Annotated in this window: 14 protein-coding genes and 1 riboswitch; of the genes, 13 read left to right on the top strand and 1 reads right to left on the bottom strand. The window is 69.1% G+C overall.

Translation table 11 applies throughout. The features are described from left to right. The first annotated feature begins 13 nt into the window (after positions 1 to 13). A complete protein-coding gene (locus N415_RS01940; RefSeq protein ID WP_068176663.1) occupies positions 14 to 1,486 on the top strand; it encodes an FAD-binding protein in 1,473 nt (490 codons plus the stop codon). Positions 1,487 to 1,593: 107 nt separating this feature from the next. Here N415_RS01940 and N415_RS01935 read toward each other — a convergent pair whose 3' ends face one another. Beyond that, entirely contained in the window at positions 1,594 to 3,513 is a 1,920-nt protein-coding gene (locus N415_RS01935) for an ABC transporter ATP-binding protein/permease (protein ID WP_068176660.1), read from the bottom strand. A gap of 81 nt (positions 3,514 to 3,594) precedes the next feature. On the opposite strand from N415_RS01935, the gene N415_RS01930 reads away from it, so the two are divergent. From N415_RS01930 to gcvP, 12 genes are all read left to right on the top strand, one after another. Continuing rightward, entirely contained in the window at positions 3,595 to 5,238 is a 1,644-nt protein-coding gene (locus N415_RS01930; protein ID WP_068176657.1) for an acetolactate synthase, read from the top strand. A 26-nt stretch (positions 5,239 to 5,264) separates the two neighbouring features. Further along, the gene (gene secA2 / locus N415_RS01925; protein ID WP_068176655.1) at positions 5,265 to 7,589 is read left to right on the top strand and encodes an accessory Sec system translocase SecA2; all 2,325 of its coding nucleotides are present in this window, start codon (positions 5,265 to 5,267) and stop codon (positions 7,587 to 7,589) included. 59 nt (positions 7,590 to 7,648) lie between these two features. Beyond that, a complete protein-coding gene (locus N415_RS01920; RefSeq protein ID WP_068176651.1) occupies positions 7,649 to 8,278 on the top strand; it encodes a CDP-alcohol phosphatidyltransferase family protein in 630 nt (209 codons plus the stop codon). Then, positions 8,271 to 9,197: a DUF881 domain-containing protein gene (locus N415_RS01915; protein WP_068176665.1), complete on the top strand. Its 927-nt coding sequence runs from the start codon at positions 8,271 to 8,273 to the stop codon at positions 9,195 to 9,197. Before N415_RS01920 ends, N415_RS01915 begins: the two co-directional genes overlap by 8 nt. Positions 9,198 to 9,222: 25 nt before the next feature. After that, entirely contained in the window at positions 9,223 to 9,555 is a 333-nt protein-coding gene (locus N415_RS01910; protein WP_066933079.1) for a small basic family protein, read from the top strand. A 16-nt stretch (positions 9,556 to 9,571) separates the two neighbouring features. Next, positions 9,572 to 10,426 carry a DUF881 domain-containing protein gene (locus tag N415_RS01905; protein WP_068176648.1) on the top strand — a complete coding sequence of 285 codons (855 nt, stop codon included), beginning with the start codon at positions 9,572 to 9,574 and terminating at the stop codon, positions 10,424 to 10,426. 37 nt (positions 10,427 to 10,463) lie between these two features. Further along, on the top strand, positions 10,464 to 10,862 hold the full coding sequence (gene gcvH / locus N415_RS01900; protein ID WP_067149344.1) for a glycine cleavage system protein GcvH: 399 nt from the start codon (positions 10,464 to 10,466) through the stop codon (positions 10,860 to 10,862). Between the two features lie 266 nt (positions 10,863 to 11,128). Then, positions 11,129 to 11,599, top strand: coding sequence for a glycogen accumulation regulator GarA (gene garA / locus N415_RS01895; RefSeq protein ID WP_068101271.1), 471 nt, complete (start codon positions 11,129 to 11,131; stop codon positions 11,597 to 11,599). A gap of 12 nt (positions 11,600 to 11,611) precedes the next feature. Next, positions 11,612 to 12,379, top strand: coding sequence for a MerR family transcriptional regulator (locus N415_RS01890; RefSeq protein WP_068176644.1), 768 nt, complete (start codon positions 11,612 to 11,614; stop codon positions 12,377 to 12,379). A gap of 64 nt (positions 12,380 to 12,443) precedes the next feature. Continuing rightward, positions 12,444 to 12,938, top strand: a complete 495-nt coding sequence (locus N415_RS01885) for a bifunctional nuclease family protein (protein ID WP_066933175.1) — start codon at positions 12,444 to 12,446, stop codon at positions 12,936 to 12,938. 259 nt (positions 12,939 to 13,197) lie between these two features. Continuing rightward, a complete protein-coding gene (locus tag N415_RS01880; protein WP_068101273.1) occupies positions 13,198 to 13,827 on the top strand; it encodes a MerR family transcriptional regulator in 630 nt (209 codons plus the stop codon). 24 nt (positions 13,828 to 13,851) lie between these two features. Beyond that, positions 13,852 to 13,949, top strand: a riboswitch (glycine riboswitch). Between the two features lie 155 nt (positions 13,950 to 14,104). Next, on the top strand, positions 14,105 to 16,930 hold the full coding sequence (gene gcvP, locus N415_RS01875; RefSeq protein WP_068176639.1) for an aminomethyl-transferring glycine dehydrogenase: 2,826 nt from the start codon (positions 14,105 to 14,107) through the stop codon (positions 16,928 to 16,930). The last annotated feature ends 134 nt before the right edge of the window (positions 16,931 to 17,064 follow it).

Here is a 17,064-nt window from a genome sequence, read left to right as displayed (position 1 = left end):
AGGAGTGGCGCCAATGAGTACCGAGATTCCGGCAATCGTCGACGCGGACACGGTGACGTCGTGGTCGGACGAGGTCGACGTGGTGGTGATCGGTTTCGGCATCGGCGGCGGGTGCGCGGCGGTCAGCGCGGCGGCCGCGGGCGCGAAGGTGCTGGTGCTCGAGCGCGCCGCCGCGGCGGGCGGCACGACTTCCCTTGCGGGAGGCCACTTTTACCTCGGCGGCGGGACCGCCGTGCAGGAGGCGACCGGCCACCCCGACTCGGCCGAGGAGATGTACAAATACCTCGTCGCGGTGTCGAGGCAGCCGGACCACGCGAAGATTCGCGCCTACTGCGAGGGCAGCGTCGAACACTTCAACTGGTTGGAAGACTTGGGTTTTCAATTCGAGCGCAGCTACTTCCCGGGCAAGGCCGTGATCCAGCCCAACACCGAGGGGTTGATGTTCACCGGCAACGAGAAGGTGTGGCCCTTCCTGGAGAAGGCGGTCCCGGCGCCGCGCGGTCACAAGGTGCCCGTGCCCGGCGACACCGGCGGCGCCAGCATGGTGATCGACCTGCTCCTCAAGCGGGCCGCCAGCCTCGGCGTGCAGGTGCGATACGAGACCGGCGCGAGCCAGCTCATCGTGGACGACGCCGGCGCGGTGACCGGCGTGCTGTGGAAGCAATTCTCCGAAACTGGTGCGATCAAGGCGAAGTCGGTGATCATCGCTGCCGGGGGATTCGTGATGAACCCGGAGATGGTAGCCAGGTACACCCCGAAGCTGGGCGAGAAGCCGTTCGTGCTCGGCAATACCTACGACGACGGCCTGGGCATCCGGATGGGCGTCTCCGCGGGCGGCGCCACCCAGCACATGGATCAGATCTTCATCACGGCGCCGCCCTACCCGCCGTCGATCCTGCTCACCGGGATCATCGTGAACAAGCTCGGCCAGCGCTTCGTCGCCGAAGACTCCTACCACTCCCGCACGGCGGGCTTCATCATGGATCAGCCGGACAGCGCGGCGTTCCTGATCGTCGACGAGGCGCACCTGGAGCATCCCAAGATGCCCCTGGTGCCGCTCATCGACGGCTGGGAGACCGTGCCCGAGATGGAAGCCGCGCTGGGCATCCCCCAGGGCAATCTGGTCGCGACCCTGGACCGCTACAACACGCACGCCGCGCGCGGCGAGGATCCCGATTTCCACAAGCAGCCGCAATTCCTTGCGGCGCAAGACAAAGGGCCATGGGGCGCGTTCGACATGTCGTTGGGCAAGGCGATGTACGCCGGATTCACCGTCGGCGGGCTGGCGGTGTCGGTCGACGGGCAGGTGCAACGCGAGGACGGCACCGTGGTTCCCGGCCTGTACGCGGTGGGCGCGTGCGCGTCCAACATCGCCCAGGACGGCAAGGGCTACGCCAGTGGAACGCAGCTGGGGGAGGGCTCGTTCTTCGGGCGCCGCGCCGGAGCGCACGCGGCCCGGGAGGCCGCGTGCGCGCAGTCGCGTTAGACACAGCGCACGCGGCGGCACCGAGGCTGTAATTTCGCAGCGAAAGTGCGAGTAAACGCCTGCGAATTTGCAGGCTCGCCGCGCGCGTTGGCCCGCAACGCAAACGCCTAGACCCCGGCGGGTTCCTTCTCTACCGGGCCGAGCCGCCACTGGCCGCCGCCCAGCAACTGCAGCTGTTGTCGGTGATGCTGCTCGACGGTGGGCCGGTGGCTGACGCTGACCAACACGGTGTCCGGCAACTCGGTGCGCACCAGCTGATACAGCGCGAACTCCAGCCCCTCGTCGAGCGCCGAGGTGGCCTCGTCGAGGAACACCGCCTTTGGCTTGGTGAGCAGGATGCGGGCGAACGCGACGCGCTGCTGCTCCCCGGGGGAGAGCACCTTGGCCCAGTCCTGCTCCTCGTCGAGGCGTCCGATCAGCGGCGCCAAGGCCACCTTCGTCAGCACGTCCTGCAATTCGCCGTCGGAGACGTTCGCCGGCTCGTTCGGGTAGCAGATCACGCCGCGCAGGCTGCCGAGCGGCACGTAGGGCAACTGCGACAGGAACATCGTCGCGTTGTCGCCGTCGGGGCGGCAGAGCGTCCCGGACGCGTACGGCCACAACTCGGCCAGGCTGCGCAGCAAGGTGGTCTTGCCGGCGCCCGATCGCCCGGTGATCACCAGCGAGTCGCCGTCGTCGAGCGCCACATCGAGCGGGTCGATCAACTGGTCGCCCGCCGGCGTGCGCACCTCGACACCGCGAAGCTCGACGGTTGCCTCGTCGCTCGGCTTGACCAGGATCGTCGGCAGCGCGCGGCCCTGGCTGTTCGCATCGACCAGCCCGTGCAACCGGATGATCGCCGCGCGAAACGCGGCAAACGCGTCGTAGTTGTTGCGGAAGAACGACAGCGAATCCTGGATGTTGCCGAAGGCCGTCGCGCTCTGGCCGACGTCGCCGAAGTCGATCCGCCCGGCGAACAGTCGCGGCGCCTGGATCACCCACGGCAACGGAACGATGATCTGCGACATCGACCAGTTCCACCCGTTGAAGATGATCGTCCGGCGCACGAACTTGCGGTAGTTGGCGATGATCGGGGTGAAGCGCCGCCACAGTTGCGCCCGCTCGACTCGTTCACCGCGGTAGAAGCCCACCGCCTCGGCCGCGTCGCGCAACCGCACCAGCGCGTAACGGAATGCGGCGTTGAGCTTTTCGTTGTTGAAGCTCAGCCAAATCAGCGGATGGCCCAGCCAGACCGCGACGACGGTCGCGACCAGCACATAGACCAGGACGGTGACGAACATGGCGCGCGGCAACACCACGCCGAAAAGTTCCAGATTCCCGGAGAGCTGCCACAGGATCGCGGCGAAGGAGATCACCGAGGCCACCGCGTTGACGGCGCCGAACAGCAGGGTGCTGCCCGTCCCGTTGGACGGGATGTTCGGGGTGCCCCCGGCGTTGGCGGTGAAGATGTCGATGTCCTGCTGGATGCGCTGGTCCGGGTTGTCGATGGTGTTGTCGATGAACAGGTCCCGGTAGTAGGCCTTGCCCTCCAGCCAGTCGTCGGTGAGGTGGGCGGTCAGCCAGACGCGCCAGGCGATGATGAATCGCTGGGTCAGATAGATGTCGATCATGAACCGGATGACATACAGCGTGGCGAGCACGGAAAAGATCCCGATCGACATCCAAAAGCCGTGAATCCCGGACTGTTTCACGTTGGCATCGTCGGCCGCGATGCCCTGCACGGCCTTCTGCACCGCCGTGTACAGGTCGTTGCCCTGGTAGCTCAGCAGCACGGTGAGCCGCACCGAACACAGCACCGACAGCAACAGCACCCCCAGCATCGCCCACACCTTGACGCTCGACGGGCCGACGAAGTAGCCGCGGGTGATCCGCCAGAACTGCCGGCCCCACGGGGTCAGGTACCGGAACGCCACCAGCACGGCGAGAAGACAGACGGCTCCGATCGCCCAGGCTATGGCGATCCAGCGCAGGGAATCCATGGGTGCCGCCGACCAATTGATCGACGGCGTAAACGGCTTCGGGCCCATGGTCGATGTCTCCTTAAGGTCGAGGCCTGACACAAAATCCTTCGGCGAAGGTACCCGAGTGATTGCCGATAGGCTGCCTGGATGAGCATCGACGCTCCGTCCAGCCAGACCGTACATGCCGGCCGACTGATCGCACGCCGGCTCAAGGCCAGCGGCATCGACACCGTGTTCACCCTATCGGGCGGCCACCTGTTCTCCATCTACGACGGGTGCCGCGACGAGGGGATCCGGCTGATCGACACCCGCCACGAACAGACCGCGACGTTCGCCGCCGAGGGCTGGTCGAAGGTGACGAGGCTGCCCGGCGTGGCCGCGTTGACCGCGGGGCCGGGCGTGACCAACGGGATGAGCGCGATGGCCGCGGCGCAGCAGAACCAGTCGCCGCTGGTGGTGCTGGGTGGCCGGGCCCCCGCGGGGCGCTGGGGCATGGGCTCGCTGCAGGAGATCGACCATGTGCCGTTCGTGGCGCCGCTGGCCCGATTCGCCGCCACCGCGCAGTCGGCCGACGACGCCGGCCGGCTGGTGGACGAGGCGTTGCGCGCGGCCGTCGGCGCCCCGTCCGGCGTGGGGTTCGTCGACTTTCCGATGGACCACGCCTTTTCGATGTCGGAGGATGACGGCCGGCCCGGCGCCTTGAGCGCAGTGCCGCCCGGTCCGGCCCCGGATGGCCAGGCCCTCGACCGCGCCGTCGACCTGTTGGCGGCGGCGCAGCGGCCGGTGATCATGGCGGGCACCAACGTCTGGTGGGGACACGGCGAGGCGGCGCTGCTGCGCCTAGCGGAGGAACTTCAGATTCCGGTGCTGATGAACGGGATGGCCCGCGGCGTGGTGCCGGCCGACCATCCGATGGCCTTCTCGCGGGTGCGCGGCAAGGCGCTGGGCGAGGCCGACGTCGCGCTGATCGTCGGTGTGCCAATGGATTTCAGGTTGGGCTTCGGCAAGGTGTTCGGGCCGGAAACGCAGCTGATCGTGGCCGACCGCGGCGAACCCGTCCGCGATCATCCCCGGCCCATCGCCGCCGGCTTGTACGGCGACCTCAGCTCGATCCTTTCGGCCCTCGCCGCCACGCGTGGCACCGCACACCCGGATTGGGTCGCCGAGCTACGAACCGCCGAGACCGCGGCGCGCGCCCAGGAGAAGGCCGAGCTGGCCGACGACCGGATCCCGCTGCATCCGATGCGGGTGTACGCGGAGCTGGCGCCGCTGCTGGACCGCGACGCCATCGTCGTCATCGACGCGGGCGACTTCGGGTCCTATGCCGGGCGGGTGATCGACAGCTATCTGCCGGGTTGCTGGCTGGACAGCGGCCCGTTCGGCTGCCTCGGGTCGGGCCCCGGCTACGCGTTGGCCGCCAAGCTGGCCCGGCCGGACCGCCAGGTCGTGCTGCTGCAGGGCGACGGCGCGTTCGGCTTCAGCGGCATGGAGTGGGACACCCTGGTTCGCCACGGCGTGCCGGTCGTGTCGGTCATCGGCAACAACGGAATCTGGGGTCTCGAAAAACACCCCATGGAGGCGCTGTACGGCTACTCGGTGGTGGCGGAATTGCGTCCGGGCACCCGCTACGACGAGGTAGCCCGCGCCCTGGGCGCCCACGGCGAGTTGGTGGCCGCGCCCGCCGAGTTGCGACCCGCGCTGGAACGCGCCTTCGCCAGCGGGCTGCCCGCCGTCGTCAACGTGCTCACCGACCCGGCCGTCGCCTACCCGCGCCGCTCCAACCTCGCCTGAACCGACCGCTCGCGTACCGTTGACCTGTGCCAAAGACCACCCGGACGCAGCCCGGCCGCCTGAGTAGCCGATTCTGGCGGCTGCTGGGCGCCAGCACGGAGAAGAACCAGACGCGGTCCCTCGCCGAGGTCACCGCCTCGTCGGAGTACGACGAGAAGGCGGCCGGCCTCAGCGACGAGAAGCTGCGCGAGGCAACGGGGCTGCTCAAGCTCGACGACCTCGCGGAGTCCGCCGACATCCCACAGTTCCTCGCGATCGCCCGGGAAGCGGCCGAGCGGGCGACCGGCCTCCGTCCCTTCGATGTCCAGCTGCTGGGCGCCTTGCGCATGCTCGCCGGCGACGTGATCGAGATGGCCACCGGGGAGGGCAAGACCCTGTCGGGCGCGATCGCGGCCGCCGGATACGCCCTTGCGGGACGGCACGTGCACGTGGTGACCATCAACGACTACCTGGCTCGGCGCGACGCGGAGTGGATGGGCCCGCTGCTGGAAGCCCTGGGGCTGACGGTCGGCTGGATCACCGCGGACTCGACGAGCGAGGAACGCCGCGCCGCCTACGGCTGCGACGTCACCTACGCCTCGGTCAACGAGATCGGCTTCGACGTGCTGCGCGACCAGCTGGCGACCGACGTCGACGACCTGGTCTCACCCAATCCCGACGTGGCCCTCATCGACGAAGCCGACTCGGTGCTGGTGGACGAGGCGCTGGTGCCGTTGGTGCTGGCCGGCACCACCCACCGGGAGACGCCGCGGCTGGAGATCATCAAGCTGGTCGGCACGCTGGACGCCGGCACCGATTACGAGACCGACGCCGACAGCCGCAACGTGCATTTGACCGACGTCGGCGCGCGCAAGGTCGAGAAGGCGCTCGGCGGCATCGACCTGTACTCGGAGGAGCACGTCGGCACCACCCTCACCGAGGTCAACGTGGCGCTACACGCGCACGTGCTGCTGCAGCGCGACGTGCACTACATCGTGCGCGACGACGCGGTGCACCTGATCAACTCCGCCCGCGGCCGCATCGCGCAACTGCAGCGCTGGCCCGACGGTCTGCAGGCCGCCGTCGAGGCTAAGGAGGGCATCGAGACCACCGAGACCGGCGAGGTGCTCGACACCATCACCGTGCAGGCGCTGATCAACCGCTACGCCACCGTCTGCGGCATGACCGGCACCGCGCTGGCGGCCGGCGAGCAGCTGCGCCAGTTCTACAAGCTCGGCGTGTCGCCAATCCCGCCGAACGAGCCCAACATTCGCGAGGACGAGGCCGACCGGGTCTACATCACCGCGGCCGCCAAGAACGACGCGATCGTCGCGCACATCGCCGAGGTGCACGAGACCGGGCAGCCGGTGCTGGTCGGCACCCGCGACGTGGCCGAGTCCGAGGAGCTGCACGAGCGGCTGCTGCGCCGCGGCGTTCCCGCGGTGGTGCTCAACGCGAAGAACGACGCCGAAGAGGCGAAGGTCATCGCCGAGGCCGGCGAGTACGGCACGGTGACCGTGTCGACCCAGATGGCCGGGCGGGGCACCGACATCCGCCTCGGCGGGTCCGACGAGGCCGACCACGACCGCGTCGCCGAACTGGGCGGGCTGCACGTCGTCGGCACCGGCCGCCACCACACCGAGCGCCTCGACAACCAGCTGCGCGGCCGCGCCGGGCGGCAGGGCGACCCGGGGTCGTCGGTGTTCTTCTCGAGTTGGGAGGACGACGTCGTCGCGGCCAACCTCGACCACAACAAGCTGCCGATGCAAACCGACGAGGACGGCCGGATCGTCAGCCCAAAGGCGGCCGGGATGCTCGACCACGCGCAGCGGGTCGCCGAGGGCCGGATGCTCGACGTGCATGCGAACACCTGGCGTTACAACCAGCTGATCGCGCAGCAGCGCGCGATCATCGTCGATCGCCGAAACACGTTGCTGCGCACCGCGACTGCGCGCGAGGAGCTCGCCGAGCTGGCGCCGGACCGCTACGAGGAACTCGCCGAGGACATCTCCGAAGACCGGCTGGAGAAGATCTGCCGGCTCATCATGCTGTATCACCTCGACCGGGGCTGGGCCGACCATCTGGCCTACCTCGCCGACATCCGCGAAAGCATCCACCTGCGCGCGCTGGGCCGGCAGAATCCGCTGGACGAGTTTCACCGGATGGCGGTCGACGCGTTCGCGTCGCTGGCCGCCGACGCCATCGAGGCGGCGCAGCAGACGTTCGAAACCGCGAACGTGCTGGAAGAGGAGCCGGGGCTGGACCTGTCCAAGCTGGCGCGGCCGACGTCGACGTGGACCTACATGGTCAACGACAACCCGCTGTCCGACGACACGCTGTCGACCCTGAGCCTGCCCGGGGTGTTCCGCTGAGCTGAGCCGGCGAGCGTGCGGCCAGCCGCGCACTCGGCATTCGGCTAATGTCACGGCTCATGGAGCCCGCGCTTCCGCCCGATCGGGTGCTGACGGTGCCCAACGCGCTCAGCGCGATCCGCCTGATGCTCATCCCGGTTTTCGTCTACGTCCTGCTGTTCGCCCACGCCAACGGCTGGGCGGTGGCGATCCTGATGTTCAGCGGGGCCTCGGACTGGGCCGACGGGAAGATCGCCCGCACGCTCAACCAGTCCTCGCGGCTGGGCGTTCTGCTGGACCCCGCGGTGGACCGGCTCTACATGGTGACCGTCCCGATCGTCCTGGCAATCGACGGAATCGTGCCGTGGTGGTTCGTCATCACGCTGCTGGTGCGCGACGGGCTGCTGGCCGCCACCCTCCCGCTGCTGCGCAGCCGCGGCCTGTCCGCGCTGCCGGTGACCTACGTCGGCAAAGGCGCCACCTTCGCGTTGATGGCCGGGTTTCCGTTGGTCCTGCTCGGAACCGGCGGCGCGGAGTGGAGCCGCGTGCTGAGGGCCTGCGGCTGGGGCTTTTTGGGCTGGGGCTTGTACACGTACCTGTGGGCGTTCGTGCTGTATGCGGTGCAGATGACGTTGGTGGTGCGCCGCATGCCCAAGGTGAAACGGCCCGACCGCCAACCCGTCACCCGCAAGGCGGGTGGCCATGGCTGACGCGGACCGCCTGCTCGGCGGCTATGACCCCAACGCCGGCCGCAGCGCCCACGCCGCCGCGCGGCCCCAGCTGATCCCGGTGCCCTCGCTGCTGCGCGCCCTGCTCTCCGAGCACCTGGACCCCGGCTACGCCGCGGCCGCGGCCAAACGCGACGGTGACGGCGCGGCGCCGAGCGGCCGCGACCACGCCTTCGGCTGGCTGTGGCAGGCCCTGGCCGCGCTGCTGATCGCGACGGTGTTCGCCGCCGCGGTCGCGCAGGCGCGCTCGGTGGCGCCCGGCGTGCGTACCGCGCAGCAGCTGCTGCTGGAAAGCGTGCGTTCCTCGGAGGCCGCCGCGGCCAAGTTAGGCCAACAGCGCAGCGCGCTCTCGAGCCGAGTCGACGACGTGCAGCGCCACGCACTGGCCGAAAACGCCCAGGGACAGCGGCTGCTGGCCAGTCTCGACGCGCTGGGCCTGGCCGCGGCGAGCACGGCGGTCATCGGTCCCGGCCTCGCGGTGACCGTGACGGATCCCGGTGCCGGCCCGAACCTTTCCGACGTTTCCAAGCAGCGCATCAACGGCAGCAGGCAGATCATCCTGGACCGCGATCTGCAGCTGGTCGTCAACTCGCTGTGGGCCAGCGGCGCCGAAGCCATCTCCGTCGGCGGCGTCCGGATCGGACCCAACGTCACCATCCGGCAGGCCGGCGGGGCGATCCTCGTCGACAACAACCCCACCAGCAGCCCCTACCAGATCCTGGCAGTCGGGCCGCCGCACTCGATGCGCGACGTCTTCGACAACAGCCCCGGCCTGCAGCGGCTTAGGCTGCTGGAATCCTCCTACGGTGTCGTCGTCACCGTGAACGTCGCCGACGGCCTGTCGCTGCCGGCCGGACCGATGCGGGATGTCAAGTTCGCCAAACAGATTGGGCCCCAGTGAGAGACATGCCGAAAGGAAACCGAGCATGATCGGCATCGCGGCGCTCGCGGTCGGCATCGTGCTGGGTTTGGTCTTCCACCCCGCCGTCCCGGAGGTCGTCCAGCCCTATCTGCCGATCGCGGTGGTGGCCGCGCTGGACGCGGTGTTCGGTGGACTGCGCGCCTACCTCGAGCGGATCTTCGACCCCAAGGTCTTCGTGATTTCGTTCGTGTTCAACGTCTTTGTGGCCGCGCTCATCGTCTACGTCGGCGACCAACTGGGCGTCGGCACCCAGCTGTCGACCGCGATCATCGTCGTACTGGGCATCCGCATCTTCGGCAACGCCGCCGCGCTGCGGCGCCGGCTGTTCGGGGCATGACCGGCAGGACATCACCGTGAGCCAAGACCCGCCCGAAGACAGGGAAAGTCGCGACGCGCCAGCCGAGCCCCCCGCGGGCGCGGGTGCGCATCGCGGCCGGCACGAACTGCCGCCGCACCGCCCGCGGCCCGAGATCGGCCCGGTGCATCGCACGGGGCTGTCCGCGATGCTGCGGGCCGGTCGCTCGCGGCTGGCCTTCGGGGCGCTGGCGGTCGTGCTGTGCCTCGTCCTGGGGATCGCCATCGTCACCCAGGTCCGCCAGACCAAGTCGGGCGACTCGCTGGACACCGCCCGCCCCGCCGACCTGTTGGTGCTGCTGGACTCGCTGCGGCAGCGCGAGGCGACGCTGAACACCGAAGTCGGCGAGCTGCAAAACACGCTGAATGCGTTGCAGGCGTCCGGCAACAACGATCAGGCGGCCATCCAGAGCGCCCAGGCCCGGCTCGCGGCGCTGTCCATCTTGGTCGGCGCGGTGGGCGCCACCGGCCCCGGCGTCACGATCACCATCGACGACCCGGGCCCGGGGGTGTCACCGGAGGCGATGCTCGACGTGATCAACGAGCTGCGTGCCGCCGGCGCCGAAGCGATCGAGATCAACGACGCACACCAATCCGTCCGGGTAGGTGTCGATACCTGGATAGTGGGTACGCCGGGCTCGTTGACCGTTGACAACAAAACCCTGTCGTCCCCGTATTCGATTCTGGCGATTGGCGATCCGCCCACGCTGGCCGCGGCGATGAACATCCCCGGCGGGGCCGAGGACAGCATCAAGCGCGTCGGCGCCCGCATGTCGGTCCAGCAGGCCGACCGGGTCGACGTGACCACCTTGCGACAACCAAAACCGCACCAATACGCTCAGCCCGTCAAGTGAACGTGCCTCGTCGGCAGCGACCAGAACAGGATCACCCGTGAGCGATATCCCGTCCGATCTGCACTACACCGCCGAACATGAATGGGTTCGACGCAGCGGTGAGGACACCGTGCGGGTCGGTATCACCGACTTCGCGCAGTCGGCGCTCGGCGACGTCGTCTTCGTCCAGCTGCCAGACGTGGGCAGCCAGGTGAGCGCGGGCGAATCCTTCGGCGAGGTGGAATCGACGAAGTCGGTGTCGGACTTGTTCGCACCGGTCTCGGGCACGGTCCTGGCGGTCAACGCCGACCTGGAGGGCAGTCCGCAGCTGGTCAACTCCGACCCCTACGGGTCGGGCTGGCTGGTCGACGTCCAGGTCTCGGACGCTGCCGAGCTCGAGTCGGCGATCTCGGCGCTGCTCGACCCGGAGGCCTACCGCGGGACGCTGACCGAATGACGATTGCTAATGTGCCTGCCAGCCCCGCTCGGTGCTGCGGGCGGCGCACGCGGTTCACGTCGGTCGGGCTTCCGATCGTCCGGTGGGGGGCACATTGCGAACCGGTGCGCGGTACGGTCAACAGATCGACACTTGATAGACACGAGACGGTCAAGTAATCAGCAGTGCGGGGCTAGAGAAACTCAGGAAACCTCGACAAACCTAGAGGGGAGCCGGGCGAGCGGCCCGGTTCGGATAACGCCACAGCGGCCAGTGAGGAGCAGCGCGTGACGGACATGGATAACGACCAGACCTCTGACGAAGTGACGGTGGAAACGACTTCGGTCTTTCGTGCCGACTTTCTCAACGAACTCGACGCGCCCGCCCAGGCGGGGACCGAGAGCGCGGTGTCGGGCGTCGAAGGACTCCCGGCCGGCTCGGCGTTGCTGGTCGTCAAACGCGGACCTAACGCCGGGTCGCGGTTCCTGCTCGACCAGGCCATCACGTCCGCCGGTCGGCATCCCGACAGCGACATCTTTCTCGACGACGTCACCGTCAGCCGTCGCCACGCCGAATTCAGGTTGGAAAATAACGAGTTTCACGTCGTCGATGTCGGTAGCCTGAATGGCACGTACGTCAACCGCGAGCCCGTCGATTCGGCGGTGCTGGCCAACGGAGACGAAGTGCAGATCGGCAAGTTCCGGTTGGTGTTCTTGACCGGACCCAAGCAGGGCGACGACGGAGATTCCGGAGGGTAGTGAAGGAGGGTAGTGAGCGCACCCGATAGCCCGGCACTGGCCGGGATGTCGATTGGGGCGGTCCTCGACCTGTTGAGGCCGGATTTCCCCGATGTCACGATCTCCAAGATTCGATTCCTGGAGGCCGAGGGACTTGTGACGCCGCAGCGCGCCGCGTCGGGATATCGCAGGTTCACCGCGTACGACTGCGCGCGGCTGCGGTTCATCCTCACCGCGCAGCGCGACCACTACCTGCCGCTGAAGGTGATCCGGGCGCAGCTGGACGCGCTGCCCGACGGCGAGCTGCCCCCGATCGGATCGCCTTACGGGGTACCGCGATTGGTGTCGGTTCCGAACGGCGGGGACGCCGGCGCCGTGGCCGAAGCCGCCCCGGGCGCCAAGCCCGACGCGGCGGCGGTGGCCCCGCCGCGGGTCCGGCTGAGCCGAGAGGATCTCCTGGAGCGTTCCGGGGTGGACGACGAACTGCTGACGGCGTTGCTCCGGGCGGGGGTGATCACCACCGGCCCGGGCCGGTTCTTCGACGAACACGCCGTGGTCATTCTCCAATGCGCGCGGGCCCTGGCCGAATACGGCGTCGAACCGAGGCACCTGCGCGCCTTCCGTTCCGCGGCCGACCGGCAGTCCGATCTGATCGCCCAGATCGCGGGGCCGCTCGTCAAGGCCGGCAAGGCCGGCGCCCGGGACCGCGCCGACGACCTGGCGCGGGAGGTTGCCGCGCTCGCGATCACATTGCACACCTCGCTGATCAAGTCTGCCGTTCGCGACGTTCTGCATCGCTGAGGATTAGACTTCGTTGGACAGCTTGGTGTTCGGCGGGCTGAAGAGTTGCGGAGGGCAGACACAGATGGGTGAAGTTCGTGTTGTCGGCATTCGCGTCGAGCAACCGCAGAACCAGCCGGTGCTGTTGCTGCGCGAGGCCAACGGTGACCGTTACCTGCCAATCTGGATCGGTCAGTCCGAAGCCGCCGCCATCGCGCTGGAGCAGCAGGGCGTCGAACCGCCCCGGCCGCTGACGCATGACCTGATCAGGGATCTCATTGCCGCACTTGGGCATTCGCTGAAAGAGGTGCGGATCGTCGACCTGCAGGAGGGCACGTTCTACGCCGACCTGGTCTTCGACCGCAACATCACTGTCTCGGCGCGCCCGTCGGACTCGGTGGCGATCGCCTTGCGGGTCGGCGTCCCGATCTACGTCGAGGAGGCCGTGCTCGCCCAGGCCGGTCTGCTCATCCCGGACGAGAGCGACGAAGAGGCCAACACCGCCGTGCGCGAGGACGAGGTGGAGAAGTTCAAGGAGTTCCTCGACAGCGTGTCGCCCGACGACTTCAAGGCCACCTAGTCGCCCGGAAGCGGCCATCCCGCGGGTACTAGGCTGGACGCCGACATCACGGATCCATCTCATCTGGCGCCGCGATCTCGACACGCTGGCCGATAGTGCTGCCAGTTGGGCCCGCGGCCGCCATACTTTGATCACGACTTAGGGCGCGGCGGCTACCGAAAAGCGTAAGCTCACTAGCACTCGGGCCTGAGCAAACGTGGCTGCGGTGCAGCCAGAGACGCAGCTAACGATGACAGCGCGATCGGCGAGAGGAACCCCCGTGAGCGAGCAGCCACGTCAAGAGCAGCTAGACCTAGCTGACCAAGCGAACGCCGCGAGCAGCGACCAACCCGTCTCCGCAGCGAGCGCACCGGTGCAGCCCGGGCTGTTCCCCGACGATTCCGTGCCCGACGAGCTGGTGGGCTACCGCGGCCCGAGCGCGTGCCAGATCGCCGGCATCACCTACCGCCAGCTGGACTACTGGGCGCGCACGTCGCTGGTGGTCCCGTCGATCCGCAGCGCGGCGGGCTCCGGCAGCCAGCGGCTCTACTCGTTCAAGGACATCCTGGTCCTCAAGATCGTCAAGCGACTGCTCGACACCGGCATCTCGCTGCACAACATCCGCGTCGCCGTCGACCACCTGCGCCAGCGCGGCGTCCAGGACCTGGCCAACATCACGCTGTTTTCCGACGGCACCACCGTCTACGAGTGCACCTCGGCCGAAGAGGTCGTCGACCTGCTGCAGGGCGGACAGGGCGTGTTCGGCATCGCGGTGTCGGGCGCGATGCGCGAGCTGACCGGCGTGATCGCCGACTTCCACGGCGAGCGCGCCGACGGCGGCGAGTCGATCGCGGCCCCGGAGGACGAGCTGGCGTCGCGGCGCAAGCACCGCGACCGCAAGATCGGCTAACCCCGGGTAAACTGGTCCGCGCGTCGCACTCGGGCGGGAGAGTCTCGTGGCTGCCAGTCACGGGCGCCGAAGGAGCAACACCTCTCCGTCAACCTCTCAGGCACCCGGACCGCGCGAGTTAACGACGCCTCTGGAAAGCGGTGCGGACCGGTAGCGGTTCCACCCGCCGATGGGGAAAGGCGCCCCGGCAGCAGCCGGCGCCGAATCTCTCAGGCGCCCGGCGAACGGGTGAAGACAGAGGGAGAGGGCCGTAGTCCCTCGACCTCAGGAGTTCGCCGTGGCCGATCAATCAACCTTCGCAGCGCGGCACATCGGCCCGGACAGCCCGGCCATCGCCGCCATGCTCGACGTCATCGGGGTCGACTCGCTAGACGAGCTGGCGTCGAAGGCGGTTCCGGCCGGCATCCTCGACACGCGCCCCGACGGGGGAGCCGCGCCGGGCCTGGACCAGTTGCCGCCCCCCGCCAGCGAGGCCGAGACGCTCGCCGAGCTGCGCGCCCTGGCCGACGCCAACACCGTGGCCGTGTCGATGATCGGGCAGGGCTACTACGACACGCTCACGCCGCCGGTATTGCTGCGCAACATCATGGAGAACCCGGCCTGGTACACCGCGTACACGCCCTACCAGCCGGAGATCAGCCAGGGCCGGCTGGAGGCGCTGCTGAACTTCCAGACGATGGTGGCCGACCTGACCGGGCTGGAGGTCGCCAACGCGTCGATGCTCGACGAGGGAACCGCCGCGGCCGAGGCCATGACCCTGATGCACCGGGCGACTCGCGGCACGTCGAACAGGCTCGTCGTGGACGTCGACGTCTTCGCGCAGACCGCGGCCGTGCTGGCCACGCGGGCCAGGCCGTTGGGCATCGAGATCGTCACCGCGGACCTGCGTGACGGCCTGCCCGACGGGGACTTCTTCGGCGTCGTCACCCAGCTGCCGGGCGCCAGCGGCCGGATCACCGACTGGGCGGCCCTGGTCTCGGCGGCCCACGAACGGGGCGCGCTGGTCGCCGTCGGCGCCGACCTGCTGGCCCTCACGCTGATCACCCCGCCCGGCGACATCGGCGCCGACGTCGTGTTCGGCACCACCCAAAGGTTCGGTGTCCCAATGGGATTCGGCGGACCGCACGCGGGCTACCTGGCCGTGCACGCCAAGCACGCCCGTCAGCTGCCGGGGCGGCTGGTCGGCGTGTCCGTGGACAGCGATGGCGCGCCGGCATTTCGTCTGGCGCTGCAGACCCGCGAACAGCACATCCGCCGCGACAAGGCGACCAGCAACATCTGCACCGCGCAGGTGCTGCTCGCCGTGATGGCCGCGATGTACGCCAGCTACCACGGCGCCGACGGGCTGACCGCGATCGCCCGCCGCGTGCATGGCCACGCCGAAACCATCGCCGCCGCGCTGGGTGATGCGCTGGTGCACGACACGTTCTTCGACACCGTGCTGGCCCGGGTGCCGGGCCGCGCCGACGAGGTGCTGGCGGCGGCCAAGGCCCACGGCGTCAACCTGTGGCGCGTCGACGACGACCACGTCTCGGTGGCCTGCGACGAGGCCACCACCGACGCGCACGTCGCCGCGGTGATCGACGCCTTCGGGGTGCCGGCCGCCGAACCCGTCGCCGTCGACATCGCGACCCGCGCCTCGGAGTTCCTGACGCACCCGGCCTTCACGCAATACCGCACCGAGACGGCGATGATGCGCTACCTGCGCACGCTGGCGGACAAGGATATCGCGTTGGACCGCAGCATGATTCCGCTCGGCTCGTGCACGATGAAGCTCAACGCCGCCGCCGAGATGGAACCGATCACCTGGCCGGAATTCGCGCGCCTGCACCCGTTCGCGCCGGCCGCCGACACCGAGGGGATCCGCCGGCTCATCGCCGACGTGGAGTCCTGGCTGGTGCAGATCACCGGCTACGACGCCGTCTCGCTGCAGCCCAACGCCGGCTCGCAGGGCGAGTACGCGGGGCTGCTGGCCATTCACGATTACCACGCCAGCCGCGGCGAACCGCACCGCGACATCTGCCTCATCCCGTCCAGCGCGCACGGGACCAACGCCGCGTCGGCCGCGCTGGCCGGGCTGCGGGTGGCTGTGGTCGGGTGCCGCGACAACGGCGACGTCGACCTCGACGACCTGCGGGCCAAGGTCGCCGAGCACGCAGACCGGCTGGCCGCGCTGATGATCACCTACCCGTCCACCCACGGCGTGTACGAGCACGACATCGCCGAGATCTGCGCGGCCGTGCACGACGCGGGCGGCCAGGTCTACATCGACGGCGCCAACCTCAACGCGCTGGTCGGGCTGGCCCGCCCGGGCAGGTTCGGCGGCGACGTCAGCCACCTGAACCTGCACAAGACGTTCTGCATCCCGCACGGCGGCGGCGGACCGGGCGTCGGGCCGGTGGCGGTGCGCTCGCACCTGGCGCCGTTCCTGCCCGGCCACCCCTACGCGCCCGAACTGCCCGGAGGGCATCCGGTGTCGTCGGCACCCTACGGGTCGGCGTCGATCCTGCCGATCACGTGGGCCTACATCCGGATGATGGGCGCCGAGGGGCTGCGGGCGGCGTCGCTCACCGCGATCGCCTCGGCCAACTACATCGCCCGGCGCCTCGACGAGTACTTCCCGGTGCTGTACGCGGGCGAGAACGGCATGGTCGCGCACGAGTGCATCCTGGACCTGCGCGGCATCACCAAGGCCACCGGGGTGACCGTCGACGACGTCGCAAAGCGGTTGGCGGACTACGGCTTTCACGCTCCAACCATGAGCTTCCCGGTGGCCGGCACGCTGATGGTGGAGCCGACCGAAAGCGAGAGCCTGACCGAGGTCGACGACTTCTGCGAGGCCATGATCGCCATCCGCGGCGAGATCGAGCGCGTCGGCGCGGGGGAGTGGCCTGTTGAGGACAACCCGCTGCGGGGGGCTCCGCACACCGCCGAGTGCCTGCTCGTCTCCGACTGGAAGCACCCGTACACGCGGGAGGAGGCGGCCTACCCGCTGGGCAAAGGGTTCCGACCGAAGGTCTGGCCGCCGGTGCGCCGCATCGACGGCGCCTACGGCGACCGCAACCTGGTCTGCTCGTGCCCGCCGGTGGAGGCGTTCGCCTAGGAGCCCCGACGGTGGCGACCCGCTTCACCCGGCTTCGCCGCGCTCGCGATCGCCACTAGCCCGACGGTGGCGACCCGCTTCACCCGGCTTCGCCGCGCTCGCGATCGCCACTAGCCCGACGGTGGCGACCCGCT

This window comes from Mycobacterium sp. UM_CSW, assembly GCF_000455205.1.
GTDB lineage: Bacteria > Actinomycetota > Actinomycetes > Mycobacteriales > Mycobacteriaceae > Mycobacterium.
The sequence above is the reverse complement of the archived record's forward strand: the minus strand, read 5'-3'. Positions and strand labels throughout refer to the sequence as shown.

Coding starts and splice junctions, on each gene's coding strand:
- N415_RS01910 (WP_066933079.1), top strand. CDS start 9,223: ATGATCGGCATCGCGGCGCTCGCGGTCGGCATCGTGCTGGGTTTGGTC.
- N415_RS01920 (WP_068176651.1), top strand. CDS start 7,649: ATGGAGCCCGCGCTTCCGCCCGATCGGGTGCTGACGGTGCCCAACGCG.
- N415_RS01915 (WP_068176665.1), top strand. CDS start 8,271: ATGGCTGACGCGGACCGCCTGCTCGGCGGCTATGACCCCAACGCCGGC.
- N415_RS01885 (WP_066933175.1), top strand. CDS start 12,444: ATGGGTGAAGTTCGTGTTGTCGGCATTCGCGTCGAGCAACCGCAGAAC.
- N415_RS01930 (WP_068176657.1), top strand. CDS start 3,595: ATGAGCATCGACGCTCCGTCCAGCCAGACCGTACATGCCGGCCGACTG.
- N415_RS01935 (WP_068176660.1), bottom strand. CDS start 3,513: ATGGGCCCGAAGCCGTTTACGCCGTCGATCAATTGGTCGGCGGCACCC.
- N415_RS01940 (WP_068176663.1), top strand. CDS start 14: ATGAGTACCGAGATTCCGGCAATCGTCGACGCGGACACGGTGACGTCG.